Origin of the sequence: Olivibacter sp. EAT-5 (assembly GCF_044784325.1) — a bacterium.
GTDB lineage: Bacteria > Bacteroidota > Bacteroidia > Sphingobacteriales > Sphingobacteriaceae > Olivibacter > Olivibacter oleidegradans.
Genome location: NZ_CP173028.1, coordinates 4,175,870 through 4,202,869, shown reverse-complemented (window position 1 = coordinate 4,202,869; position 27,000 = coordinate 4,175,870). Strand labels below are relative to the sequence as shown.

24 protein-coding genes and 1 tRNA gene are annotated in these 27,000 nt (G+C 39.9%); 17 read left to right on the top strand and 8 right to left on the bottom strand.

Going from position 1 to position 27,000, the window contains the following annotated elements:
• Positions 1–39 precede the first annotated feature (39 nt).
• The gene (gene ychF, locus ACH11B_RS17400; RefSeq protein ID WP_130857416.1) at positions 40–1,140 is read left to right on the top strand and encodes a redox-regulated ATPase YchF; all 1,101 of its coding nucleotides are present in this window, start codon (positions 40–42) and stop codon (positions 1,138–1,140) included.
• A 468-nt stretch (positions 1,141–1,608) separates the two neighbouring features.
• On the opposite strand, the gene ACH11B_RS17395 is transcribed toward ychF, so the two are convergent.
• Positions 1,609–1,680: transfer RNA gene (locus ACH11B_RS17395), tRNA-Arg, on the bottom strand.
• Between the two features lie 179 nt (positions 1,681–1,859).
• Here ACH11B_RS17395 and ACH11B_RS17390 point away from each other — a divergent pair.
• On the top strand, positions 1,860–2,303 hold the full coding sequence (locus tag ACH11B_RS17390; RefSeq protein ID WP_130857415.1) for a DoxX family protein: 444 nt from the start codon (positions 1,860–1,862) through the stop codon (positions 2,301–2,303).
• Between the two features lie 13 nt (positions 2,304–2,316).
• Here ACH11B_RS17390 and ACH11B_RS17385 read toward each other — a convergent pair whose 3' ends face one another.
• Positions 2,317–2,787, bottom strand: coding sequence for a DinB family protein (locus tag ACH11B_RS17385; RefSeq protein WP_013666390.1), 471 nt, complete (start codon positions 2,785–2,787; stop codon positions 2,317–2,319).
• A gap of 167 nt (positions 2,788–2,954) precedes the next feature.
• Between ACH11B_RS17385 and ACH11B_RS17380 the strand changes: the two genes are divergently transcribed.
• From ACH11B_RS17380 to ACH11B_RS17320, 13 genes are all read left to right on the top strand, one after another.
• On the top strand, positions 2,955–3,800 hold the full coding sequence (locus ACH11B_RS17380) for a helix-turn-helix domain-containing protein (RefSeq protein WP_049795023.1): 846 nt from the start codon (positions 2,955–2,957) through the stop codon (positions 3,798–3,800).
• A 72-nt stretch (positions 3,801–3,872) separates the two neighbouring features.
• Positions 3,873–4,340: a VOC family protein gene (locus ACH11B_RS17375; protein WP_207303789.1), complete on the top strand. Its 468-nt coding sequence runs from the start codon at positions 3,873–3,875 to the stop codon at positions 4,338–4,340.
• 165 nt (positions 4,341–4,505) lie between these two features.
• Entirely contained in the window at positions 4,506–4,991 is a 486-nt protein-coding gene (locus ACH11B_RS17370; RefSeq protein WP_013666387.1) for a YdeI/OmpD-associated family protein, read from the top strand.
• A 290-nt stretch (positions 4,992–5,281) separates the two neighbouring features.
• On the top strand, positions 5,282–5,485 hold the full coding sequence (locus ACH11B_RS17365; RefSeq protein ID WP_013666386.1) for a hypothetical protein: 204 nt from the start codon (positions 5,282–5,284) through the stop codon (positions 5,483–5,485).
• A 1-nt stretch (position 5,486) separates the two neighbouring features.
• Positions 5,487–6,170, top strand: a complete 684-nt coding sequence (locus ACH11B_RS17360; protein ID WP_013666385.1) for a cell division ATP-binding protein FtsE — start codon at positions 5,487–5,489, stop codon at positions 6,168–6,170.
• A gap of 152 nt (positions 6,171–6,322) precedes the next feature.
• Positions 6,323–6,937, top strand: coding sequence for a nucleotide exchange factor GrpE (locus tag ACH11B_RS17355; RefSeq protein ID WP_013666384.1), 615 nt, complete (start codon positions 6,323–6,325; stop codon positions 6,935–6,937).
• A gap of 2 nt (positions 6,938–6,939) precedes the next feature.
• Positions 6,940–8,085: a molecular chaperone DnaJ gene (dnaJ, locus tag ACH11B_RS17350; protein ID WP_013666383.1), complete on the top strand. Its 1,146-nt coding sequence runs from the start codon at positions 6,940–6,942 to the stop codon at positions 8,083–8,085.
• Between the two features lie 381 nt (positions 8,086–8,466).
• The gene (locus ACH11B_RS17345; protein ID WP_130857413.1) at positions 8,467–9,069 is read left to right on the top strand and encodes an acyloxyacyl hydrolase; all 603 of its coding nucleotides are present in this window, start codon (positions 8,467–8,469) and stop codon (positions 9,067–9,069) included.
• 114 nt (positions 9,070–9,183) lie between these two features.
• Positions 9,184–10,095, top strand: a complete 912-nt coding sequence (locus ACH11B_RS17340; protein WP_377609311.1) for an ABC transporter ATP-binding protein — start codon at positions 9,184–9,186, stop codon at positions 10,093–10,095.
• Positions 10,096–10,102: 7 nt separating this feature from the next.
• Positions 10,103–11,428, top strand: a complete 1,326-nt coding sequence (locus ACH11B_RS17335; protein ID WP_130857411.1) for an ABC transporter permease — start codon at positions 10,103–10,105, stop codon at positions 11,426–11,428.
• Positions 11,429–11,527: 99 nt separating this feature from the next.
• Positions 11,528–12,139, top strand: a complete 612-nt coding sequence (locus tag ACH11B_RS17330) for an HAD family phosphatase (RefSeq protein ID WP_013666379.1) — start codon at positions 11,528–11,530, stop codon at positions 12,137–12,139.
• Between the two features lie 186 nt (positions 12,140–12,325).
• Positions 12,326–14,656 (top strand): transglycosylase domain-containing protein, encoded by a 2,331-nt coding sequence (locus ACH11B_RS17325; RefSeq protein ID WP_130857410.1) that lies wholly within the window; start codon positions 12,326–12,328, stop codon positions 14,654–14,656.
• Positions 14,657–14,730: 74 nt separating this feature from the next.
• The gene (locus ACH11B_RS17320; protein ID WP_130857409.1) at positions 14,731–17,862 is read left to right on the top strand and encodes a basic secretory protein-like protein; all 3,132 of its coding nucleotides are present in this window, start codon (positions 14,731–14,733) and stop codon (positions 17,860–17,862) included.
• Between the two features lie 48 nt (positions 17,863–17,910).
• Here ACH11B_RS17320 and ACH11B_RS17315 read toward each other — a convergent pair whose 3' ends face one another.
• Positions 17,911–18,255 carry a GIY-YIG nuclease family protein gene (locus ACH11B_RS17315; protein WP_130857408.1) on the bottom strand — a complete coding sequence of 115 codons (345 nt, stop codon included), beginning with the start codon at positions 18,253–18,255 and terminating at the stop codon, positions 17,911–17,913.
• Positions 18,256–18,355: 100 nt separating this feature from the next.
• On the opposite strand from ACH11B_RS17315, the gene ACH11B_RS17310 reads away from it, so the two are divergent.
• Together ACH11B_RS17310 and ACH11B_RS17305 are read left to right on the top strand one after the other, a co-directional pair.
• Positions 18,356–19,126, top strand: coding sequence for a helix-turn-helix domain-containing protein (locus tag ACH11B_RS17310; protein WP_013666375.1), 771 nt, complete (start codon positions 18,356–18,358; stop codon positions 19,124–19,126).
• A gap of 36 nt (positions 19,127–19,162) precedes the next feature.
• On the top strand, positions 19,163–20,065 hold the full coding sequence (locus ACH11B_RS17305) for a 3-hydroxyacyl-CoA dehydrogenase family protein (RefSeq protein ID WP_289552945.1): 903 nt from the start codon (positions 19,163–19,165) through the stop codon (positions 20,063–20,065).
• A gap of 87 nt (positions 20,066–20,152) precedes the next feature.
• Here the strand turns inward: ACH11B_RS17305 and ACH11B_RS17300 are convergent, their stop codons facing one another.
• The 5 genes from ACH11B_RS17300 to alaS form a co-directional block, all read right to left on the bottom strand.
• Positions 20,153–20,890, bottom strand: coding sequence for an RluA family pseudouridine synthase (locus ACH11B_RS17300; protein ID WP_013666373.1), 738 nt, complete (start codon positions 20,888–20,890; stop codon positions 20,153–20,155).
• Between the two features lie 63 nt (positions 20,891–20,953).
• Complete coding sequence (locus ACH11B_RS17295) at positions 20,954–22,159, bottom strand: GAF domain-containing sensor histidine kinase (protein ID WP_130857406.1); 1,206 nt, start codon at positions 22,157–22,159, stop codon at positions 20,954–20,956.
• Between the two features lie 276 nt (positions 22,160–22,435).
• Positions 22,436–23,122, bottom strand: coding sequence for a response regulator transcription factor (locus ACH11B_RS17290; RefSeq protein ID WP_013666371.1), 687 nt, complete (start codon positions 23,120–23,122; stop codon positions 22,436–22,438).
• A gap of 104 nt (positions 23,123–23,226) precedes the next feature.
• On the bottom strand, positions 23,227–24,315 hold the full coding sequence (locus ACH11B_RS17285) for a peroxiredoxin (RefSeq protein WP_130857405.1): 1,089 nt from the start codon (positions 24,313–24,315) through the stop codon (positions 23,227–23,229).
• A 25-nt stretch (positions 24,316–24,340) separates the two neighbouring features.
• Entirely contained in the window at positions 24,341–26,956 is a 2,616-nt protein-coding gene (gene alaS / locus ACH11B_RS17280) for an alanine--tRNA ligase (protein WP_377609313.1), read from the bottom strand.
• Positions 26,957–27,000 lie beyond the last annotated feature (44 nt).

Here is a 27,000-nt window from a genome sequence, read left to right as displayed (position 1 = left end):
TGCCGCAATTGTAACAAAAAAGAAAAAAGCACTTATCAAATGGCACTTCAATGTGGTATTGTTGGTTTACCCAACGTCGGAAAATCTACTTTATTTAATTGTTTATCAAATGCAAAAGCACAAGCCGCTAACTTTCCGTTCTGCACGATTGAACCGAACGTCGGTGTTATTTCTGTTCCTGATGAACGTTTGAATAAACTAGCTGAATTGGTTAATCCCCAACGCGTGGTTCCCAATACAATCGAAATAGTTGATATAGCAGGCTTGGTGAAAGGAGCGAGTAAAGGCGAGGGATTAGGAAATCAGTTTTTAGGTAACATCCGAACAACCAATGCCATTATACACGTATTACGCTGTTTTGATAACGGTAATGTGATTCACGTAGACGGATCCGTCGATCCGATTCGCGACAAGGAAATTATCGACACTGAATTGCAACTTAAAGATTTAGAAACGGTATTAAAGCGCATTCAGAAAGTGGAGAAAATGGCTAAAACCGGTGGTGATAAGGACGCAAAAAAAACCTTTGATATTTTATCCATCGTAAAAGTGCATCTCGAATCCGGTAAATCAGCTCGGACCGCTCCCATAACGGAAGACGATTTTGAGTATATCGGTGATTTAAGTCTCCTCACCGTAAAACCTGTTTTATACGTATGTAACGTAGATGAAGCGTCGGTAGTTAACGGCAATGCTTATGTAGATCGAGTAAGAGAGGCAGTAAAAGACGAGAAAGCAGAAGTTTTGGTTATATCAGCGCAAATCGAATCAGAGATCAGCCAGTTGGAAAGTTACGAGGAACGTCAATTGTTTTTGGAAGATTTGGGCCTTACAGAATCGGGCGTACATAAGCTTATACGGGCTGCTTATAAACTATTGAACTTAGCTACTTATTTTACGGCAGGCGTGCAGGAAGTTCGCGCTTGGACAATCAATAAGGGATTTACTGCTCCGCAAGCTGCCGGTGTGATTCATACCGATTTTGAGAAAGGTTTTATCCGAGCCGAGGTCATCAAGTATGACGATTTTGTTAAGTACGGTTCAGAGAATGCCTGTAAAGAGGCCGGAAAGCTAAGTGTAGAAGGAAAAACTTATATAGTGGAAGATGGTGATATCATGCACTTTAGGTTTAATGTATAAGAATTGAAGACCGGACCCTCCCAATAAAAAAGGCTATCCCCATTTGCGAGATAGCCTTTTTTGCTCACCCGAAGACATTGTTGGCGTCGCACCTTCCCCGCACCTAAGGCCGCCAAGAGAGTGTTCGAACCCTGCCTGCCCTACTGTTCTCATCCCTTCTTATACACGAAAAGCCTCTCTCTCGAAAGGCTTTCTTTGTTCACCCGAAGGGATTGTTGGCGTCGCACCCTCCCCGCACTTAAGGCCGCCAAGAGAGCGTTCGAACCCTGCCTGCCCTACTGTTCTCATCCCTTCTTATACACAAAAAGCCTCTCTCTCGAAAGGCTTTCTTTGTTCACCCGAAGGGATTGTTGGCGTCGCACCCTCCCCGCACTTAAGGCCGCCAAGAGAGCGTTCGAACCCTGCCTGCCCTACTGTTCTCATCCCTTCTTATACACAAAAAGCCTCTCTTTCGAAAGGCTTTCTTTGTTCACCCGAAGGGATTCGAACCCCCATCATCAGAACCGGAATCTGACATTCTATCCATTGAACTACGGGTGAAAAAATATTCGGCAAACATAGATAAAATTGTTATCATATGCAATCATAAAAACACCTCTTATTTAAATATTGAGATAGTAAACTGACAGTTAATCGATTAATATCATTTATCATCCAATTGGAGAAAAACTTTATTTTTTCTATGTTTGAATAGCTAAATCAGGACGGTAACCTCTATTATGTTATACGACAGGCCTAATCTTCTTTTTAAAAAACATGGACAATGGGCTCCTCTGTTTATAAGACTGGTTGCCGGGTATCACTTAGTACAGGGCGTAATTGATAATATACTCAGCCAGGCGCGGATGCAGGAGTTTATTTCCTTTCTAAATGCGCATCAGTTTCCCTATCCATGGGCAGCATATGTATCAGTATATGCTCAGTTTATCAGTGGGTGCTTGTTCGTGCTCGGATATTATCAACGCTTTGCCGCTGCTTTTATGGTCGTTAACTTTATTTCAGCCATCTTGATTGCACATATAGGGGATGCTTATTCCGATACTTTTCCCGCGCTATTTATGCTCGCTGCCTCGCTTTCTCTCTTCTTTAGTGGCGCGGGGAGACTGTCCGTTGATTATTATCGACACAGAATGGGCAAACACAGAAAACGCTCATTGTTTTGATTGATTGTTATAGTTAAGCATCTTGTTCCCGTATATAAAAGATATAATCGGTGCTTGGCAAGTTATGTCCGCATAATTTCAAATGCTGTCCAATTTGGGCACGATGATGTGTGCCATGATTAATGACATGGGCAAGAACATCCTCCAGTCGATTGGCAAAGGCCGTGCCTCTTGAATTTTTGTAGCTAACGGATTTAACAAAATCCTGCTCGTTCAATGTATTTAAAAAGTTTACCCAATCGGTATTATTCCTAAGCACAATGGCCTCCATCTCCATGATGTCCCAGTCTGGCCATAAACTCCCTCCAACGGTATTTTCCCCCTTACATCTTTTTAACCAAATTTGCTGTGCAACCAGTAAATGTGCCATTAGTCCGATAGCTTCATCACATTCCTTCGCTATTTTCAGCAATTCAATAAGTTTTAAATTGGTAGCCTTGTCATAACCAAAAAGTTTGATAAAATAGGCTGACATTTTCATCATATATTATTTTTTTACAGATAACAAAAATGAACATTCTAATACGATCAACCAATTTATTTCGAAGTTTCCGTCAATTGTAATTTTAAACTGCTACAAATAGGTAGACCGTATTTTCCTTACATCCTTGCATTTTAGGATGCGAAGGATTAATTTTATGTCCAAAGCGCATGACGAATATGCTACAAGGCCCTAAGACATATTGCTTTAAACCGATTCAACCGAGCAGTTTACATGAATGGGCTGACATTTCTTATAAGGAATATATGCCGGCCCCGAGCTTACGGGGGTATATATATTGCTATTGGGAATTAAAAAGCCTTGAAAGATTGTCGACACCTCTTCCCTACTATGTTGTTTCAGATGGATGTATTGACATCTTCATTGATGTACATACCCTGTCGGACATAGATATTATGGGACTTTCCAACAAATACCATGCTTTTTCGCTCTCCCACGATTTCCATTACATTGGCATCCGGTTTTTACCCGCAGCTTTCTCATCCCTATTTAAGTTCAACGCGAGCGAATTAACCGATTATTGCGAGCCGTTAAATTTTGTAAACCGAGAACTGCATAAGCGTCTGAACAATTTGATCGCTCGGCATTGGGAGGCAGCTTATCGCCAACCCGACATGGTTTTTAATCTCCATCAACTTATCGAACCATTTAACGCCTTTTTCAATCAAATAGCAAGGCAAGCGACTGAAGTCGACTTTCGGTTTAAACTGGCTTTCGATAAAATAGTAAATACAAGAGGTATCATTGATATTGAACACCTAAATGTACCGGTAAGCTCAAGACATTTACGGCGCTTATTCAAGTTCTATGTTGGCGAATCGCCTAAAGCGTTTAGTAAAATAGTGCGTTTTCAAAGTTTATTGAGCCTCAATCCTACTGTGGAGACACTAAAGACGGAAAAGTTTTTCTATGAGTTGGGGTATTACGACCAGGCCCATTTCATTAAAGAATTTAAAAGAATGTGTGGTTTCACACCGGCTAAAGCATTCAAATAAATGTCCGTTAAATGTCCGTTTTTTACAATGACTATATGAAGACAGTTCGCATCTTTGTTAAAAAGAGACGATATGAAATTCTTTATGACAGCTATTTTCATAAGCCTAAGCGGTTTATCTTCAATTAATGGTCAAACAAAAGAAACCAATCTGAAAACAATGAAACTGAACGCCGGTATTATTACAGACAAGATTCAAGAGAGCAAAACGTTCTACACTGAAATTCTTCAATTTGGAATTACTTTTGAAAACGATTTTTATCTTTTGTTGCATACCCCAAATGAATCAGCAGAAATAAGCTTTTTAAAACCTTATCACGCCAGTCAACAACCGTTATTTCATGATCCATTTAATGGCAAAGGCCTTTACCTGACGATAGAAGTAGATAATGTTGAGGAGATGTATCGACAATTGAAGAGCAAGGGGGTAGAAATAAAAATAGACTTGCGTGAAGAGCCGTGGGGTGATCGACATTTTGCAATTCAGGATCCCAATGGTATCGGAGTCGATATAGTACAGTATACCGAACAAAAAAACTAACCCGCATTTTTATCTGTCTGTCCGTTTTCAACACATTTTATGCAAACCAATATATTTTCTATTTTAGCTGAAAATTTGGCATTGCTAAAGATGCCCTTAAATTTTAAGGATAGGAAAACCCTTTTTAGGTAATACAAGTTAGCGTTTGTTATTGCGATCACCACTATGGAAAGCATACAGATAAATCGAGAGGCTTTAATTGAACGGTTTCCCGGCAAAGGAGGATGGTCATATATTTTGATTCCGGAGATATCGCCCGATTATCGTAATCATTTCGGACAAGTAAAAGTAAGCGGATCTATTGACAGTTACATGCTTGACAAAGTGATCCTCATGCCTATGGGCGACGGCAAATTATTTCTACCACTTAATGCCGGTATTCGCAAACAGCTGCAGAAGCAAGTAGGCGACACCGTACAGCTCAAAATCTATTTGAACAAATCCGCTCGGATAACAGAAACGGATTTCATAGAAATTTTAGCGGATGAGCCGGCTGCATTCCGGTTTTATGCTGCACTAGCGGACACGGAAAAGCAGTCATATCTCGATTGGATCAATGAAACAAAAAACGAAGAGGCGCAAATTGCTCGCATAGCCGATTCTGTAAACGCGCTTTATGAACGGAGCCGGTACGATAGGTCCGGCAAATAATTAGGCCGCCCATTTTTTATTCAAAAAATGAATGGACAACAAATTGCTCATAGCGTCCTATTGGCGTTACACCTGCATTCCCCTGTAAATTGAAAATATAAACTTCTAAAAGATATTTCAGAACTAGCAGCAGCGGCTATAACATACTGAAATCCCGTGCTTCCTCTCGTTTGTAATCCCTGTCTTTCCCAACGAATCTTCTTTCAACAAATCAGTGCAACACACGATAAAGGGAAAATGTGCGTTGAAAAAAGATGATATTTCGTAGAATGTACTAACTTTGGCGTACCATGTATATCATTAAGGTAAAAGGTGTAGCAAAAATTCCGGACTATGTACAGCTGCGAGATGAAAATTTTACGCTCTTAGCATATTTTCGTGTAGACCGACCGGATAAGTCGTTAGAAAAAATAGGACTGGGAGATAAAGCATCGTACATAATGAAAATAGTTGAGGAGTTACCTTTTGGAAAAATAAAAGAAATAGAACTGTAACATGATTCCAAGTACCGTTATCAAACTTAAAAATATAGATATCTATCAACAGAAGCATCTTGTACTGTCAAATGTAAATTTACAGATTGATTCGGGCGAGTTTGTTTTTATGATCGGTCAAACCGGCTCGGGAAAGAGTAGCCTACTGAAAGTTATTTATGGCGATCTTCCCATATCGACAGGAGACGGATTAGTTGCCGGCTTCGACCTTGGTCGATTACATGACAGAGACATTCCATTCTTACGAAGAAAACTAGGGATTGTTTTTCAGGATTTTCATTTACTGACTGACCGCACAGTTGAAAAGAATCTGGAATTTGTAATGCGAGCCACTGGTTGGAAAGACAAGAACTTAATAAGAGAACGTATGTTTGATGTCTTAGATAAAGTTGGTTTACGTTCAAAGTTGAAGAAGATGCCCCATGAATTATCCGGCGGTGAACAGCAACGGGTAGTAATCGCCCGTGCGTTACTGAACGATCCGGAAATCATTCTTGCCGACGAACCTACAGGTAATTTAGATCCTAATACATCAGAAGAAATTGTCTTATTGCTAAAAGAAATCAGTCGGGCAGGTACAGCCGTTTTAATGGCTACCCATGATTATCAGATTATCCGCAACATGCCTTCCCGCATTGTTAAAACAGAATCCGGTATACTACATGATAACGTAACCATTTCCTAGCGACATTTTGCTTTAGCTGCCTACTGACAATCGTTGACATAATGCGTCATTATGTTCGTATTGAGTAACAAAGACTGACAGACTGGCTGTCTGCTATGCATTGGCAGAGGTTTTGTGCTGAAAAAAATATTTTTGAACTGCTTTTTAGAATTATGGAAGAACAACGCAAAAAGGAAAATATTGAGGAAAATCAAAATCTCGAGAACAAGGATATCGCGGAAGAGTTGGAATCAGTGAATGAAGCGCGCCAACATACGAAAGCAGGTCTTAACGATGATGTAGAAGAGGCCGAAGCGGATGTAGAAGTGGAGCAAGAGGAAAAACTTCAGCAAGAATTGACAGAAGCCAACAATAAATATCTTCGTTTGTACGCAGAGTTTGATAATTATAAGCGCCGGACCTCCAAGGAGCGAGTGGAGCTATTGCAAACAGCGGGTAAAGAAGTTATCGGCGACTTATTGACGGTATTGGACGATTTCGAGCGTGCACGTAAATCAATGGAAAATGCGCAGGACATCCCTTCTGTAAAAGAAGGTGTCGAACTCGTTTATCAAAAGCTTAAGTCTATCCTTAACAGAAAAGGATTAAAAGAAATGGAGTCAGTTGGACAAGAATTTAATGCTGATCTACATGAAGCAATAACGCGAATTCCTGCCCCAACACCCGAGCTGGTTGGAAAGATAATCGATGAGGTAGAGAAAGGTTATTTCCTTAACGATAAAGTTCTGCGCTACGCCAAAGTAGTAGTAGGTAGCGAATCATTATAAAGATGGCAAAGAGAGATTATTACGACGTATTAGGTGTATCAAAAAATGCAGAACAAGCTGAAATAAAATCAGCTTATAGAAAACTGGCAATAAAATATCACCCTGATAAAAACCCAAACAACAAGGAAGCGGAAGAGAAATTTAAAGAAGCTGCCGAGGCCTATGAAGTGTTAAGTAATCCGGAGAAACGTCAACGCTATGATCGTTTTGGTCATGCCGGGAACAGTGCGAGCGGCGGTTATGGAGGAGGTATGAATATGGAAGATATCTTCAGTAATTTTGGGGATATCTTTGGAGGAGGCAACCCCTTTGAAAGTTTCTTTGGAGGGGGGCAATCACGCGGAGGAAGGCGAGCTGTAAAAGGAACGAATCTTCGCATAAAGGTAAAGCTTACCTTGGAGGAAATCGCAAAAGGCGTTGAGAAGAAAATCAAGGTAAACAAGCAAGTTGTTTGTAAAACTTGCGATGGCAGCGGTGCTAAAGATAGGTCTTCAACTTCTACTTGCCGCACATGCGGCGGTACGGGGAGTGTAAGACGGGTGACTAACACCATATTAGGGCAAATGCAAACAACAAGTACTTGCCCTACCTGTAACGGTGAAGGAGTTGAGATCACAGCTAAGTGTACTACCTGCCACGGCGAAGGATTGGTACGTGGAGAAGAAACCATCAGCATCAATATCCCTGCAGGTGTAAGCGAAGGCATGCAGTTATCGATGAGCGGTAAAGGAAATGCCGCTCCTCGCGGAGGTGTACCGGGCGATCTCATCATATTGATAGAGGAAATTCCGCATGAGATTTTGAAACGTGACGGAAATAATGTTATATATGATCTTTATATAAGTTTCGTAGATGCCGCGCTTGGCGCCAGTATAGAAGTACCAACTATCGACGGTAAAGCGAAAATAAAAATAGATCCTGGCACGCAGGGAGGTAAAATTCTTCGTCTAAAAGGCAAAGGCATTCCAGAGGTAAATTCTTATCACAAAGGAGATCAGCTAATATACGTAAATGTGTGGACGCCAAAAGCGCTTTCCCAAACAGAGAGAGAGCAATTAGAAAAATTAAGAGAATCGCCGAATTTCAAGCCCCAACCCGGGAAAAATGAAAAAAGCTTTTTCGAACGTGTAAAAGAATTCTTCGAATAAGATGTTAGCATAAAATAAAAAAACGCCGAACGCAATGGTTCGACGTTTTTTTTTGCTTCTTGGTAACCACCTATTTTAACTTATGCCTGCCAATCTCTATACTGTCATTGTCAATGTTGACAAAAATAGACAAATAGTCAGTTTATACCGCATAATCGATTTTGTCATTTAAAAAACATACGATCAGTAAACGAGTAAGTTATATAATTATTGTAAAAAGCAAATAAAATTGCACTTTCTTTTAATTGTCATAGAAGTTTAAGATTGGTTGCTTATACAACTTTATACAAGCTCTACGTCATATTTGGCACATAAGTTGACTAATGCACGGTGAAAGTCAGTCGAAGCACTGACTATAACGTTAACAAATTTATATTAAACATGAAAAAATTATTTTTAACTCTAACTGCCGCTGTAGCACTAGCTTTTACAGCCAACGCACAAACTGAAAAAGGTAAACTCTTCCTAGGAGGATCTGTTGGTTATAATTACAACAAAGTGAATGGCACGGACCATTCAAACCAGAGTTTCAACATTGTTCCTAATGTAGGATACTTTATCAGCGATAATTTCGCAATTGGTACCGGTGTCGGTTATCGCTATGGTCAGTACTACACTGACGGTGCAAATGATGTGGATTTGAAAGTTAAGCAAGGAGCTTTTGTAGTCGCACCTTTTGCTCGTGCCTATAAAGGAAATGAAATGTTCAAATTCTTTGGTCAACTTTCTGTTCCCATGGCTTTTGGAAGCACAAAAGTAGATGGCACAAAAGTGTCTAGCACAACTAGTTTCGGAGCACAGCTTTCTCCCGGTTTAGCATTCTTTCCACATAAAAATGTAGGTATTGAATTAAGTGTACGTGGTCTTTACTACGGTAATGACAGGATTAAAGATGAGGCGACCGGATCTAAACAAATTACCAATTCTTTTGGTTTAGCTAGTGATTTCTTTGCACCTCAATTAGGAGTACAATTTTATTTCTAAACTTTTACGCAGCGAAACCAAAAGGGATGTGCTTTGCACATCCCTTTTTTTATATATCATATGTTGTAACAAATAAGCACCTCGCCTATCTAAACGGTACAAGATAAAATGCTCATGCTGTCAATCAACAACATCGTAAAGCAATATGCGGAGCATCGAGCCTTAGATGACGTGTCCATGCATATTGAAAAGGGCACCATCTTTGGATTACTCGGTCCGAACGGTGCAGGAAAAACTTCTCTTATTCGAATTATCACACAGATTACCGCTCCTGATAGTGGATATATAATGTTCAATGGTGATGTGCTCCAACCGGAACACATTAGCAAGATAGGTTATTTACCGGAAGAACGCGGACTCTATAAAAAAATGCAGATCGGTGATCAATTGCTTTACTTAGCTCAACTAAAAGGTTTGTCAAAAGAAGAGGCGAAAAAGCGAATCAAACATTGGTTCGAGAAGATGGAAATGCAGTCTTGGTGGAGTAAGAAAGTGGAAGACCTAAGCAAAGGAATGCAACAAAAGGTACAATTTGTTGCAACGGTACTTCATCAACCGGAGCTACTGATTTTGGATGAGCCTTTTTCCGGTTTCGACCCGGTAAATGCTGAAATTATAAAAAAAGAAATACTGGAACTACATAGCAATGGCACCACCATTATTTTTTCTACTCATCGTATGGAATCAGTAGAAGAACTTTGCGATAATATTGCGCTCATTAATAAGTCCAGAAAAATCTTGGATGGCCCGGTTATTGACATAAAAAACAGTTATCGGGAAAACAAATATAAAATAACATATATAGGCGCGCAGGTTATCGATCCAAATGATACGCTATTTACCGTGGAAAAACGACTTACGGATAATCATGTAACCACACTGTATCTAAAAATAGCAGAGGGAAAAACGATCAATCATATGCTCTCCTACCTAATCCCCCAGGTTGAAATACAACATGTAGAAGAAATCATTCCTACCATCCATGAGATTTTTATAAAAGAAGTAACGTCTATCAACGCCAACTAGCAGCATAATGAATAAAATAGTTCTTATTATACAACGAGAGTATTTAAGCCGTGTAAAAAAGAAATCATTTTTAGTGACGACCTTCCTTGTTCCCTTCTTGTTTATCGCTATGTACGCGCTTATTTTTTATGTCGCATTAAACAATCGAGAACCTATTACAACGGTTTATGTAGTAGATCAGTCAGGCTTTGTGGCGAACAAATTAGAAGACACGGAACATCTGTTATTTCTAAGCACAGATGAATCAATTGCTAGCTTGAAAAAGAAAATGGAACGTGGTGAAACAAGCTCGCTACTCCTGGTTGTCCCGGCCGGTGTGGCGACCTCCCAAACTGTTGAGCTATACGACACCGAAAAAAAAGGTATAGGTACCATCAACACGCTTGAGTCAAAATTAAATGACATACTAAGAGCGAAAGCTCTAGCTGACGCAGGAATTGACATAAATACCTTAAACGGTATAAAGCCGGCTGTGTCCATCAAATCAAAAGAACTTACGGTGGATGGAGAAAAGGACAGCCATGTTGGGACGGCCATCGGAATTAGCTTTGGCTTATCAATCCTAATCTACATATCCCTGTTTTTATATGGAAATCAGGTAATGCGTGGCATTATAGAAGAAAAGAGTAACCGGATTATCGAAGTAGTTATTTCCTCAGTAAAACCTTTTCAGCTGATGATGGGTAAAATTATCGGCGTTGGCCTGGTCGGAGTTACCCAATTTGTTCTTTGGATTATTCTCTCTGTAAGCTTCATGGCCGCAACCTCTGCCGTAATGATCAATTCTAAACCCGAAATGCATACGTCCGTTAAGATGCAAGATGGGGTTGGTAACGGTGAGGTAAAGCAGAACAATCAAGAAAGGCAGTCAAAAATGGAGGCTATTGTACAACAGATCAAAGCCATTGATTATCCTTACGTATTAGGTTGTTTTTTGATCTATTTCATTGGCGGTTATCTGCTATACAGTGCCCTATTCGCCATGGTAGGATCAGCGGTAGATAGCGAAACGGAAACCCAACAATTTATGCTGCCCATTATCATGCCGCTATTGTTTACCTATATGCTTTCTTTTTCCGTACTAATCAATAATCCACATGGTTCCTTGGCCTTTTGGTTAAGCATGGTTCCCTTCACCTCACCTATCGGTATGTTGGTTAGAATTCCATTTGGAGTCCCCGTTTGGCAACTATTGCTGTCAATCGCCTTGTTGGTTATTGGCTTTTTGTTAACAACTTATGCAGCCGCGAGGGTTTACCGCGTTGGAATTTTAATGTATGGTAAAAAGGCAAGCTATAAAGAACTATTCAAATGGTTTAGGTACAAAGGTTGAACGCTTTTTCGAACGCTAGTTTTGTCATTTTTGCAATTCCATTAGGAAACAAAATAAATAAAGGACAACTTTGCGCTATTTATTTTGAACACTATATAGATGAATCAAGAAACGCTCGATAAGCTAAACATACTTAATGAAAAAACAAGCGGTAAATATAAAGCGCTCCTTTATGATTGCGATGGAACTTTAGCAGACAATATGCTTGCTCATAAATTGTCATACAAAGAGGCCGCAGCTAAATATGGAATAAATTTGGACACCGACATTATCGATGAACTGGCCGGCTGGCCAACCAGACTTGTTGCCGATGAAATCAGTAGACGTTATAATGTGATGTTGCCGGATACGTTCTCCAAAGAAAAGACGGCAGTATTCTTCGAAAAATACATTGATACAACCGAACCTATCGCTTACGTTACTGAGCACTTAAAAGCAAATGCAGGCAATGTACACATCGGTGTTGTATCAGGAGGTACGCGCACTACCGTACAGCGGACGCTATCAGTACTCGGTTTGACAGACTACATAGAAGTGCTTGTTTGTGCCGGCGAAACGCCTAATGGAAAACCCTTTCCGGATCCTTTTCTCGCCGCCGCCGAAAAATTAGGAGTGGCGCCTAAAGACTGCATTGTTTTCGAAGATGGTGATCCTGGAGTAGCCGCTGCAGAAGCTGCCGGCATGGATTGGGTCCGAATTGACAAAATTTGATGTAAAGAATTCCCTGTTTAGCATCTGTTTTAATGTTAATAAAGTTTACGCTGCCACAATAAAACTTCAGATTTTTTATAGAGATTTGCTTGACAGGTCTAGTATTAACGCTCGACACGCTAACCGGAAAAGCTATTTAACATTTTTTTACATTTATTTTAACTATTCATTTTAGATATTTACCGCATGTTTAGAAGAATTAAGAGTAGGTTTCTTCGTTACTTATTGATTTTCATCTATTTCGTCATAATCTTCTTATGTGCGATCGAGTTAAATTTTTTAGGTCTCTTCGGCTATTCCCCTACTGCACAAGATATTAAAGCACCTACGCTTCACGTAGCCTCCGAATTATATACAGCGGATGGTAAGTTAATCGGTCGTTATTTTAAAGAAAACCGATCCCCCGTAGTTTATGATAGTATTTCAAAAAGCATTACACAAGCTTTAGTCGCCACAGAGGATATACGATTTTTTAAACATAACGGTGTCGACTTTATTGCAGTAGCATCCAGTCTATTATCTACTGCACAAGGAGATAAACGCGGAGGCAGTACCATTACCCAGCAGTTGGCAAAGAATCTCTTTCGGACTCGTTATAATCAATCGGCCGGTTTATTAGGTAATATTCCGGGTGTTCGAATGCTAATCATTAAAATAAAAGAATGGTTTACAGCTATCAAATTGGAGCGTCGCTACAGCAAAGAGGAAATCCTGACAATGTATTTAAATACGGTGTCATTTGGCAATAATACGTATGGTATCAAAACGGCGGCAAAACGATACTTCAATCAAAACACCAATGATGTTACGCCGCCCCAGGCAGCCCTTTTAATAGGCATGCTCAAAGCAACCACTCTTTATAATCCGGTACGAAATCCCAAACGCTCTTTAGAAAGACGGAATATCGTCCTATCTCAAATGCAAAAGGCAGGCTTCATTTCACCTTCACAACTTAAACAATACAGGCAATCACCTATTGATCTAAGCTTAGGTACAGTAGATGAAGTGGGGAAGGAAGATTCTTATCTGCGTGGTGCGGTAGAGCGGTTTATCGAAAAATGGTGCGATGAGAACGGTTATGACCTTTACGAAGATGGGCTTAAGATTTATACAACCATTGATTCCAGATTGCAGCGCTATGCGGAGGAAGCAGCCTACGATCAAATGGCTGTTCTACAAAAAAGGTTGGAAAATACTTGGGGGAAAGAGCTACCATGGCGCGATTCCAAAGGAGAAGTAATTGAAAACTTTTTGGAAAATTTGGCAAAAAGGCTTCCAATTTACTCTTTTCTTGACAAGAAATTCAAGCACAACCAAGACAGTATTCTTTTTTACCTGAATCAACCAAAACCGATGAAAGTTTTCACTTGGGACGGTATGAACGAAGTTGAGTATTCCACGATGGATTCGCTTGCACATTATGCGAAAATGCTTAACACCGGCATGATGGTAATGGACCCTTATAGTTCGGAGATAAAAGTATGGGTGGGTGGTATTAACCATCAATTTTATAAATATGACCATGTTAATCAAGCGAAGCGCCAAGCGGGGTCGACATTTAAACCATTTGCCTATTTAACCGCCCTGGAACAGGGGATGTCACCTTGCGATAAATTTCAGGACAAGGCGGTAAAAATCAATTATGTTGAGAACGGTGAAGCAAAAACATGGGAACCGAAAAACGCCGATTGGACCTTTTCGGGCATCAATATGTCTTTACGCTGGGCTATGGGTAGGTCCATTAATTCCGTAACGGCCCAAATAACAGAAAAAGTTGGCTGGGATAATGTGGTAAAGACTGCCCACAAATGCGGCATAACCAGCCATTTAGAATCGGTGCCGTCGGTAAGTTTAGGATCAAATGACGTAACGGTTTATGAGATGGTAAGCGCCTATGCTACCTTTTTGAATAAAGGGAATCATGCAGAACCCATTTTGGTCAAGCGTATCACAGACCAAGATGGTCATTCTTTAGCAGAATTTAAACCAAAGACAAAAAGGGTCATTAGTGAAGAAATCGCTTGGTTGATGACTTATATGCTTCGCGGGACGATGGAAGAACCGGGAGGGACATCGCAAGCCTTATGGGAATGGGATCTGTGGAAAAAGGGTAATCAAATAGGCGGAAAAACGGGAACCTCTTCCGACTATGTGGATGGATGGTATATGGGTATCACGAAAGACTTAGTGGCCGGTGTTTGGGTTGGAAATGATGAACGCAGCATACACTTCCGAAATTCGGCAACCGGAGAAGGTTCGCGCACGGCCCTTCCAATCTTTGCTAAGTTTATGGAAAAATTATACCACGACCCGGAAAGCGGCTATACTTACGGCCCTCTTCCCGAGCCAACTGTGGCGATTACACGCGAATATAAGTGCCCAAGCCCGCGGATACGGATTCCGGACAGCACACGAGCAGATAGCCTCCCTCCCATTCTGAGTCCGATTTTGGAACCGCACAGTGAAGATGAGCTTCAACGAATCAATGAACAGCTTAAACAACAGCCGAATGAATAGAAGAAACCGAGTTTAAGTTGCGCAAATAAATTCTAAACGCTAAATTAGTATCCCAAATTGTACCTAAGCATCATATGAAGCACCTTATTCCGGCAAAAAAGAGATTTTACAAAACTATTTGGGCAATAGCCTTTACATTTTGTTTCATACCTACCGTTTTTGGACAATATTTTGGCCAAAATAAGATGCGATATAAAGCATTGGATTTTAAAGTAAAGCAATCACCCCATTTCGATTTCTATACTTATCTAAAAAACGATAGTCTATTAACTCGTTTCATGCAAGAAAGTGAGCTTTGGTACGAACTGCATCAGCAAGTTTTTAGAGATACATTTCTTCGGAAGAATCCCCTCATACTTTATAATAACCATCCGGACTTTCAACAAACTACTGCTATTGGCGGAGAAATAAGTATAGGTACGGGAGGTGTTACAGAAGGGCTCAAGAATCGCGTAGTAATGCCGATTATGCAAATCAATAACCAGACACGCCATGTTCTGGGGCACGAGTTGGTCCACGCCTTTCAATATCATTCCCTTATTGAAGGCGATTCAACCAAGCTGGAAAATATAGGAAATCTCCCTCTTTGGATGGTGGAAGGAATGGCCGAATATTTATCCGTCGGAAAAAAGGATGCTTTTACCGCCATGTGGATGCGAGATGCTTATTTAAATAAGGATATTCCGAGCCTTAGAGACTTAACAGAAAGCAATAAGTATTTCCCTTACCGCTATGGTCAAGCATTCTGGGCTTACATCGGTTCTACTTACGGGGATACAGTGATTGTGCCTTTCTTCAAAAACACCGCTAAGTACGGATATCAAGCGGCGATTAAATACACCTTTGGATATGACGAACCTACGCTGTCAAATTTATGGCGTACAAGTATCGAAAATGCCTATAAACCGCTTCTAATCGATACGGCTCAAGTACCAAGGGGGCAAATGATCATTAATAATAAAAACGGGGGTAATATGAATGTTTCCCCAACCATTTCCCCCGACGGTAAATACGTCGCTTTCTTATCAGAAAAAGATCTCTTCAGTATTGATTTATTCTTAGCAGATGCCGGAACAGGTAAAATCATACGAAAGCTGAGTAGTCGACAGAATAATTCGCACATTGATGAGTTCAGTTATATAGAAAGTGCAGGATCCTTTTCCCATGACAGCAAGAAATTTGCGTTTAGTGTGTTTAGCCAAGGGCGCACGAAATTGTTGATAGTCGACGTGGAGACCGGTAAAACACTTGCTACAGAAAGTATGGGAGATATCGGTGAGTTTGCTAACATAACCTGGTCGCCCGATGGAAACCTCGTGGCATTCTCGGGACTTAAAAACGGATATAGTGATATCTACTTATATGATTTGTCAAATAAGAGCTCGACCCAACTTACCAACGACTGGTATTCCGATTACCATCCTAGTTTTTCAAGAGATGGTAAAAAAATTGTTTTCAGTACCGATCGTTTAAGCTTAGAAAGTGGTTACGAAGGAGTTGATATTCCATTGGGCTTAGCCATTATCGATATAAGTACAAAAGAAATCCGGAAGATCGATATCTTTCCGGGCGCCAATAACCTGAACCCCCAGTTCTCGGCAGATGATAAGCAACTTTATTTCCTGTCAAACCGTGATGGTTTCAGGAATCTATACCGTTACACGTTTTCGTCCGGAAAAACTGAACAGCTTACCGATTATTTTACAGGAATTAGCGGAATCACCGAATATTCACCTGCTTTAAGTGTATCTGCAAACGATGATATTCTCTACTCATATTACCGTTCGCAAAAATATACCATCTACAATGCTAAACCAAGCGACTTTACGGCGAAGGAGGTACCAAATAACGAAGTAAATTTTAACGCAGCGCTACTGCCACCTCCTCAATCACTGGGTGTAGATGTAGTTAATAGTAACCTTCGAAACTACAATATTTTTCAGCGTATTGGTAAGTCGCTCATAAAACCGGTACCATACAAACCAAAATTTCAATTAGACTATTTACAGGGAAGTGGTGTCGGCGTAGCCGTTGGCAGTAGATATGGCGCGGGCTTATCCAGTGGGATCCAAGGTATTTTCTCCGATATTTTAGGACGAAATCAATTATTTGCCGGGGTTGCTATTAATGGGGAGGTATATGATTTTGGCGGTCAATTTGCCTATATCAATCAAAAGGGAAGAATCAGTTGGGGAGGGTCTATTTCTCATATTCCTTTTATGTCCGGATTGATGAGCTATGGGAATGAGGAAATTAACGGAAACACCTATTTTACGGAGAATACGGATATTATACGTACTTTCCAAACACAGATAGACGCTTTTGCCGCTTACCCCCTATCGAGAACAACTAGATTTGAACTGGGGGGCGCAGTAGCCCGCTACAGCTATCGGATTGATCGATTCTCTAATTATTACGACCCCAATACATTCTATTTCTTAGGCAGTGACAGAAGAAAATTATCAAAAGAAGAAGCGAGCAGAACCTATGGAGGTAATTTTAATTCTTTTACCTTGCAGCAACTAAATGCGGCCTTTGTTGGTGATAATTCTTATTTTGGTGTAGCTGCCCCTTTAAGTGGTTATCGGTATAGATTAGCTGCCGAAAAGTATTTCGGCGATTTTAATTTTACCGCCTACACCGCTGACCTGCGCAAGTATCACCGTATTAAGCCTATCTCCCTGGCTGCGCGTGCTTACACATACATGCGTGTTGGTAGTGGTGAGGATCAATTATATCCGCTCTATATAGGCTATCCATTTCTCATCAGGGGCTATGAATCTGCGTCATTCTACAATAATAACGGCAACGTTTATCAAGGGTACAATGTGAATCAATTGATGGGTTCCAGAATAGCGGTAGTGAATCTAGAAGCAAGGTTACCATTTACAGGCCCGGAAAAGCTGGCAGCCATTAAATCCGGGCTACTATTCTCTGATTTAAATGTATTTTTTGATATGGGACTCGCTTGGAGTGCCGGAGATAAGATTGCTTTCAAAAGTAATCCGGATAAAATTGGCGAACAGGTTAACCCAGATGGATCAACTGTTGACATCTACGAACGAGTTCCTGCTATGAGTGCCGGAGTCTCTTTACGGGTTAACATCTTTGGTTACTTTGTTTTAGAACCGTATTATGCTGTTCCTTTTAACAGAAAGGATCTAAAATTTGGTACTTTTGGTCTTAACTTCGCGCCGGGATGGTAAATTGTTTTAATTGATTTGACCTTACACCGGCTTCATGCACACCCATCATCACCAAGCTCTCATCGAGGAAAAGCGAAGAGGTTGTTGTGGATTAGCAACTAAATTATCTATGCCTAAACATAAACTTAGATCCTGCCAATCTTTATTTTTTGCTCTAATAAGACGTTCTTTTTGAGAACGCGTAAAAGCAGATAACACATTGAAGCGAGCAATACCTAACTCCTCTGTATCAATTTCCTCAAAATAAACCAATCTGGAAACCTTGGCAGCTGTATCAAAAAAAAGTTGCCTATGCTCCTTATAAAATGTCATTGTTTTAAACAAATCATCGGTTAATCCTACATGTAAATATTGTCGGTTACAGTCTGTCAATATATATACAAATCGCTTCATAACAAAATACACTAATATTTTTCGCTAATTGAATTTTATTTACTAACTTTATTGGCACAATGATACTAACAATTTTAGTAAAAACAAAATTATTTTAAAAATGAGCAATATCGCATCAAATCTTAAATACCTCAGAAGAAAAAAGGGGCATACACAACAGCAATTCGCTGATTTAATGGAAATTAAGCGTTCTCTTGTTGGCGCTTATGAGGAAGATCGTGCGGAACCGAAATACGAGTTGCTAAAAAAATTCGCATCCTATTATGAGTTAACTATGGACGAACTTGTCAATGAAAAAATTGACGATAAATGGAAGCCTACTCCGAAGGGTGATTCATCCAGTGTCCGTGTTTTAAGTATTACGGTCAATGAGGATGATCGTGAAAATATTGAGCTTGTACCGGTTAAAGCGAGCGCAGGTTATCTAAATGGCTATGCCGATCCGGACTATATTAGTGAATTGCCAAAATTCAGATTGCCTTTCTTTAAACAAGGAACTTACCGCGCATTTGAATTGAAGGGAGATTCCATGCTTCCTTTACAACCTGGTACGGTTGTTATTTGCGAGTACGTTGAAGATTGGTTTGATGTTAAACCCAATCAGACTTACGTCATTATTTCGAAATCCGATGGAATTGTTTATAAAAGGATAGCGCATAAATTTAAGGAAGAGAAAGGATTGAAATTGCTTTCGGACAACAAAGTATATGAACCTTACTGGGTAGAAACACCGGATATTTTAGAAATATGGAAAGCCAAAGCATTTATTAGTACAGAATTTCCAGAACCGACGGCAGAGCCAAGCTTAGAAACTCTTACCACCATGATGGCACAAATGCAAAAAACAATAAGTGGTATGAAAACCGAATAAAATACTGTTCATCAAACCGAAAAAACAATATAACAGATGAAAAACATAACGGTAATTGGTTCAGGAACCATGGGTAACGGTATTGCGCACACCTTTGCTCTTCATGGCTATTCGGTATCTCTTGTAGACCTAAATGAGCAGGCCTTAACAAAAGCCATAGATATTATACAAAGAAATTTAGATAGGCAGATTAGTAAAAGTAAACTAACTGAAAATGAAAAAATCGCTACTTTAAATAATATAACGACGTTTACAGATTTAAAAGGAGCCGTTGCCGAGGCGGATCTGGTCATTGAAGCGGCAACAGAAAATGAGGCTGTCAAATCGCGCCTCTTTAATGAATTGGACGACCTTTGTGCTGATGCTACCATTTTAGCTTCTAATACTTCGTCTATTTCCATTACACAACTCGCTTCTAACACAAAAAGACCGGATAAAGTCATTGGTATGCATTTTATGAATCCGGTTCCAATGATGCAATTGGTTGAAGTGATAAGGGGTTATCGTACGAGTGAAGCAGTTACCAATACAATTTTTACTTTGGCAGCCAAACTTCAAAAAACACCTGTCATTGTACAAGACTACCCTGGTTTTATAGCCAATAGAATCCTCATGCCGATGATTAATGAAGCAATTTACAGCCTATATGAAGGCGTTGCCGGTGTGATGGAAATTGATACGGTTATGAAGCTCGGTATGGCGCATCCAATGGGCCCACTGCAATTAGCAGATTTTATAGGTTTGGATGTGTGTTTAGCTATTCTAAAGGTATTACACGAAGGTTTCGGAAATTCTAAATATGCGCCATGTCCGCTATTGACCAATATGGTAGCTGCGGGCCATCTGGGAAAAAAATCAACTATTGGATTTTATGATTATCGACAATCTGATGCCAAGGAACTTATAGTTGCTAGCAGGTTTTCGAATTCGAGATTCTAATATTTTCCTGATTCACTGACTTATAAATTCTTCACTCCTTTAGATTGTTGAAAGGTAGTGCGTTCTGTCAACGGCTGGCTCATCAGTTTAGCTATCAAATCGCTCCAACTGTTTTAATAAAGTTGCGAAATCTTTAGGGTACGGGGCCTCAAAACTATAGTCTTTTCCATTTATAGAGAAACTCAATGCTCTAGCATGTAAAGCAAATCGTTTCATAATTGGGAGTTCTTCTTGTCCTTTACTTAATGTATAGCCCCGTTTAATCTGTGAGAGATAAACGGGTTTGCCTTTATAAAGACTATCTCCTACAATAGATGCATGTTGCGTAGCGAGGTGAATTCTAATTTGGTGCATGCGACCCGTTATTGGCCTACACTCCACCAAAGTATAATGCTTAAAATAAGCAAGCGACTTAAACCACGTTTCGGCTAATTTGCCATTCGCTTTATCAATGGTAACGTTTTTATTACCCAGATTCAGAATTGGAAGGTCCACCTTTAGGTCCTCAAAGATGTGAGTTCCCCCAATAATAGCATGATAAATCTTTTTCACTCTTCTCTTCTCGAACTCGATAGAAACAGAGCGATAGGTATCAGGATTTTTAGCAATTAATAATAAACCGGAAGTTTCTTTGTCGATACGATGACAAACTTGCGCGTCCGCATGGTATGACTTCGCCATTCGAAGTATGTTAATTTCTCGCCCCTCTCTTTCATCCAGCGATGCAATAAATGGTGGTTTATTTACGACGATTAGATTATCATCTTCGAAAATGATGAGCTGATTGAACTTCGGAAATTTAAAATTAAGCGCTTTTTCTTCCATAGAAGTGCAAAGGTATAAAAAGAGGACGACATGTTCGTCAAAGAGCGATCATTTACTTTAGGCTTAAAGTTCCGCCAAAGGTAAAGCAATGAAAAAAGAGGATCCTTTTTCCTTCCCTTGACTTTCTGCCCAAATCTTTCCACTATGAAGTTCCACCAAGGTTTTAACGATCGATAGTCCTAAGCCATTACTTCCTTCTTTGCCCGTTGGCACAGAACTTAGACGGGCAAATTTTTTGAACAGTTTCTTCATATCCTGTTCAGAAAGGCCTTGCCCTTGATCTCGAATTTCAATTAAAGCCTTGTTATCTACCTCCTTAGCTATCAAATTAATCGTTGTATCAGCATATGCGTATTTGGAAGCATTACTTAACAGGTTTTCAAATATCTCGCGTAATCGTGCTTTATCACCGGCGACAGGCCGTTGAATAGTATTTTCGAAAACTACCCGCTGTTTTTTTTGGTTGGCAATAATCTCAAAATCCGTCAAAAGATCTTTAAGCAATGAATCAAGCACACACGGCTCTATCTTAAGCTTCATTTCGCCATCTTCTATCTGCGATAAATTTAACAGATCGTTCAAGCTCGAAAGGATAAAATCGGATGATTTGATAATTCGCTCGGTCATTGCCTGCGTCCCTTTATTCTCCTTTGCCTCTCGCTGAATCAACTGCGCGTAAAGCTTGATGGATGTTAGCGGATTTTTAAGGTCATGAACGGCTGCGTTCATTAAATCAGTTTGTACCCGTACCGCATTGCGTGTAGCTAAACGAAATTTCAACTCATCCATTACTATGGACGCAAGACTCTTCAACATTTCCAACTGCTTCTCTGACGGATATTTAGCTGTAGGATGACTAACACAAAGTGCGCCGATTTTATACCCATCAGGCGTCTGAAGTGGCGCAGCAGCATAGAATCCGATACCAAGCGCTTTTAAATGTTCCGGATTTTCAAGTATCTCCGAAGCCTCTTCTATATTATTAATCACGGCTACTGTGTCCTGTAAAATCGCCCAAGAACAAAGACTATCAGTACGGTTAGTATAGCGTTCAAAATGGCCTGTAGTATCTGATTTTAAGAATACCGTTTTTTCGTCGACAAAGGATATAAATGCGCCCGCAACTTCAAAAAACTCCATAGCCAACTTCGCAATCTTATCGAACGCGTCTTCCGGCGGCGTATTCAGAATATCATACTTATACAGCTTCCGCAAACGGTCCTGCTCGTTCGGAGGAATTATATTGAGCCACTGACGATAGATTCCCATAGGTAGCAATTATGTCGTAAAACTATAATTATAATTTCAACTATCTTCTTTGAGATCATTGATATCCCTTAAGATGATTTTTTATTGACACAATTGCAAGATACAAAAAATGGGCGACCTCTTTTCGGTAAAGGAAAAATTTGTAAGGCTTGGATGACTTTACTTCCTATATATCCCGAAAATGAAAAGGATCAGGTAAAATTCGAAATCTCAAAGGGCGCCACAGAAAGATTAAATGGAAAAGGGGCTAAGCACCCCCTTTAGAAATATAATGAATTAGGCATCAAATTTATACCCAACTCCCTTTACGGTAGAAACATAATCATCCCCTATCTTCTCTCGCAGCTTTCGAATGTGCACATCAATGGTTCTGTTAGTTACCACAACAGAATCTTCCCAAATACTCTTCAATATTGTTTCTCTAGTATAAACTTTTCCAGGTTTAGAAGCTAATAAGTATAACAATTCAAATTCTTTTTTTGCAAGAACAATTTTCTCATCGTTCTTATATACCAAAAAGGTTTCCCTATCGATTACAAGGTCGGCGATTTCAACTTTATTTTCTAAAGTCTCTTCTCCTTTGCTGTTTCTTCTCAAAATTGCATTAATCCTGCTAATCAACGCCCTTGGTTTAATAGGCTTCGCGATATAGTCGTCAGCACCAACATTAAAGCCTGCAATTTCGGAATACTCTTCACTTCTTGCTGTAAGAAATACCATAAAAGTGTTTTTAAACTCCGGCATGCTTCTCATAATCCGACAAGCTTCAATACCATCCATTTTCGGCATCATGATGTCAAGTATGATGAGATCCGGGTTTATCTTCCGTGCCGTTGATACAGCTTCCTGTCCGTTAGTGGCCGTAAAAACCGAATATCCTTCACGCTTTAAGTTATATTCAATTAGTTCGACTATATCGGGCTCATCGTCAACGACTAATATCTTGTATTTAGCACTGCTCATGTTCAATAATTTTAGGTCTAAATTATGTACTTAATTGCAAATAAAAGTTAAGACAGTATTAACAAATTGTTAATGATCACCCATTGCTTGACATCTAGTTAAAATTATAGCGTTTTTTCCAAAAAATCTGCCAGTTTTTGTCCTCTTAGATTTTTAGCAACAATAATACCCTCCGGATTAAGCAGAAAAGACGCAGGAATACTTGAAATTTTGTATAATTCTGCAGCTTTACTATTCCACGCCTGCAAATCTGATACATGTGTCCAAGTTAACTGATCATCTTTTATTGCTTTCAGCCAAGCAGCTTGATTATTATCCAAGGACACCCCTAATATCGTAAAATTTCTATCTTTATAAGTATTGTATTGTTTTACAATATTGGGGTTTTCCTCTCTGCAAGGCACGCACCAGGATGCCCAAAAATCGACAAGGGTATATTTACCACGGAAGTCCGACAGCTTGACTGTCTTCCCTTTTTGATCCATTAATTCAAAATCGGGCGCTTTCTGCCCCACCATTAGCGGTTTCAATTCAGCCATATGGGTAACAAAATCTCGCACGGCAGCATTTTTAGGAAATTTATCCTTTATAGTGTCGGCATAGGCCATCATTTCCGCTTCGTACTCTGCGGGATCTAATGAACTTATTGCATAGAAGCCCGCTAAATTGTTAACATTTCGATTAGCGAAGGCCAATACCTCTTTTGAAAATTGGTCCAGGTTGTTTTTATATTTCACAAACAGTTCATCCCTAATCTCTTTTTCTTTTGACGGCTCCCTTTTTAATCGCATTTGAAATTCGCCTTCTATTTCCCTGGATATGGCAGAATAACGGGTATTAATTTCACTAAACTCCTTTATTTTGCTAGAAATTTCGGAACCAATAACTTCGTAATTTCCACTCGGATCTTTGATATTGGCCTTAAAGCTCACCTCTTCGCCGTTGGAAAGAACAAAAAAGTAATTATTTTCTCCAACTTTTAAATTGTAAAACTGCGGGATAGGTGCCGTTCTCCGAAAGCGAAACTTATTATCGTCATTCAAAAAAGCTGAATCTACAACCTCCCCTCCTTCATATAAAAAAACTTTTTTGACCTGATCGTTGTTGATAAGCTCGCCGTTCAAGACAAACTGATCCTTATTACTGCAAGCAGCCAAAACAAAAATACTTAGAGCTCCTAATATCTTCTTCATCCGTAAATATTTAGTTCAAATTCATTTAACCAACAAAAGATTTCGCTTTTTCAAGAGCAACGGTTAAACCTGAAGAATCCTTTCCTCCTGCTGTTGCATAAAAAGGTTGACCACCACCACCGCCTTTTATTTCTTTTGCCAGCTCCCTAACAATTTTTCCCGCATCCAGCCCACGGCTCACTAAATCATCCGATAATACTACAGTTAAATTAGGTTTACCATCAAAATCAGCGGCTAATACTAAAAACAGACCATTATCGATTGCCTTTTTTATAGCAAAGGCTAAATTTTTAACAGCATCTGCATTTGGTAACTCCACTTGCTCACCGATAAAACGCACTCCATTAATGTCAATTGCCTTTTCTACAAGCACCTGCCTTAACTGTTGGGCCTTTTCCACCAATGATTTTTCTACCTCTTTTTTCAGTTTACTGTTTTCCTGTAAAAGACCGGTAATAGCGGCACTCAGATCTTTAGGATGTTTAAGTAAGTTTTTCAACTCATTGATCAACTCATCCTGCCTATCAATAATTTCTTCTGCCCGTCTACCGGTAATAGCTTCAATGCGTCTTACACCTGCGGCAACGGCACCCTCGCTCAAAATTTTGAAGAAGCCGATATTTCCGGTATATTGGACATGCGTTCCGCCGCATAATTCTTTTGAAAAGTTTTCATCGAAAATTATCACCCGTACAAAGTCACCGTATTTCTCACCGAATAAGGCTGTCACTCCCATATCAATAGCATCATTATACGGTACATTCCTTCGTTCATCCAAGGCTAAATTTTCTCTGATTTTTGCATTGACAACTTGTTCAACTCTTCTTAATTCTTCATCGGAAACTTTAGCAAAATGGGAAAAATCAAAACGGAGCACCTCTTCGCTTACTAAAGATCCTTTTTGATTTACATGTTCTCCCAAAACTTGCTTTAGTGCTGCGTGTAACAGATGGGTCGCTGAATGATTACTTTGGATATCCCGACGCCGATCTTCAGCTACCTTCGCAAAAAAAACACCTTCAAGATGCGAAGGGATTTCATCAGAAAAATGGATAATCAATCCATTTTCCTTTTTCGTATCAACAATCTGAATCGTTTCTTTCGATGTTTCATGTATTAAAATTCCGGTATCTCCCACCTGTCCACCACCTTCCGCATAAAATGGTGTTTGCGACAACACTAATTGGTATTGAATCTTTCCCTTAGCTGAAACTTTACGATATTTAAGTATCTTCGTTTCGGTTGCTAAGTTATCATATCCTACAAAGTGTGTTTCTCCATCTTCACTTACGGTAACCCAGTCGCCCGTATCAATCGCAGTCGCAGCTCGTGAGCGCTCTTTTTGTTTATTCAACGCATTTTCGAATCCCGGCATATCTACTTTCCATCCCTTTTCCCGAGCCATCAAATCAGTCAAGTCGATCGGAAATCCATAAGTATCATATAATTCAAAAGCGAAATCCCCACTAACCAGCCCCTGATCAGTGTGATAGCTTTCAAAGCGCTGGATACCGGTTACTAAAGTTCGTAAAAAAGATAACTCTTCTTCCAAAACAACTTTTTGTACGAAATCCTGCTGTTTGTAAAGTTCATCAAATACGCCTTCAAACTGCTGAGCCAGCGGAATCACTAATGTATTTAAGAAGGGCTCTTTGAAATTTAAAAATGTATAAGCATAACGAACGGCTCTCCGCAAGATCCTTCTAATTACGTATCCCGCTTTGTTGTTAGACGGAAGCTGTCCATCTGCAATAGCAAACGAAATGGCACGAATATGGTCAGCCATTACGCGCATCGCAATGTCCTGCTGCTCGTTTTCGCCATATTGTACCTTCGCCGCTTTCGCAATTAACTGGATAAGCGGCTGAAAGATGTCCGTATCATAATTGGAAGTTTTGCCCTGCAATACACGTACCAGGCGTTCAAAGCCCATACCCGTATCCACATGCTTTGCAGGAAGAGGTTGCAAGGAACCATCTTTTAAACGATTAAACTGCATAAAGACATTATTCCATATTTCAATTACTTGCGGATGATCAGCATTGACCAAGGTGCTCCCATCAATCATCCGACGCTCTTCGTCGCTTCTACAATCCACATGTATTTCAGAGCAAGGCCCACACGGCCCGGTCTCCCCCATTTCCCAGAAATTATCCTTTTTGTTTCCCTTCAGGATGCGGGTTGAATCAATATGTTCTTTCCAATAACCATAGGCTTCGGTATCTTCCGGTAAACCTTCCTCGCTGTCTCCTTCAAATACAGTAACATATAATCGGTCTTTATCTATTTTGTAAACATTGGTTAAGAGCTCCCAACTCCAGGCTATTGCCTCTTTTTTGAAATAATCACCAAAGCTCCAATTGCCCAGCATTTCAAACATAGTATGATGGTACGTATCGATACCAACCTCTTCTAAATCATTATGTTTCCCCGACACCCTCAAACAACGTTGCGTATCTACAACCCTTGAATACTTAATGGGAGCCTCACCCAAAAACAGTTCTTTAAACTGGTTCATCCCGGCATTGGCAAACATCAGGGTTGGATCATTCTTTACTACGATCGGTGCAGAAGGTACTATTTCATGTCCCTTGCTTTTAAAAAAAAATAAAAATGCTTGTCTTATTTCTCTACTAGTCATTCACTAGAATAATTAAATATGTTCCAACGGCTATCTTAAAGATG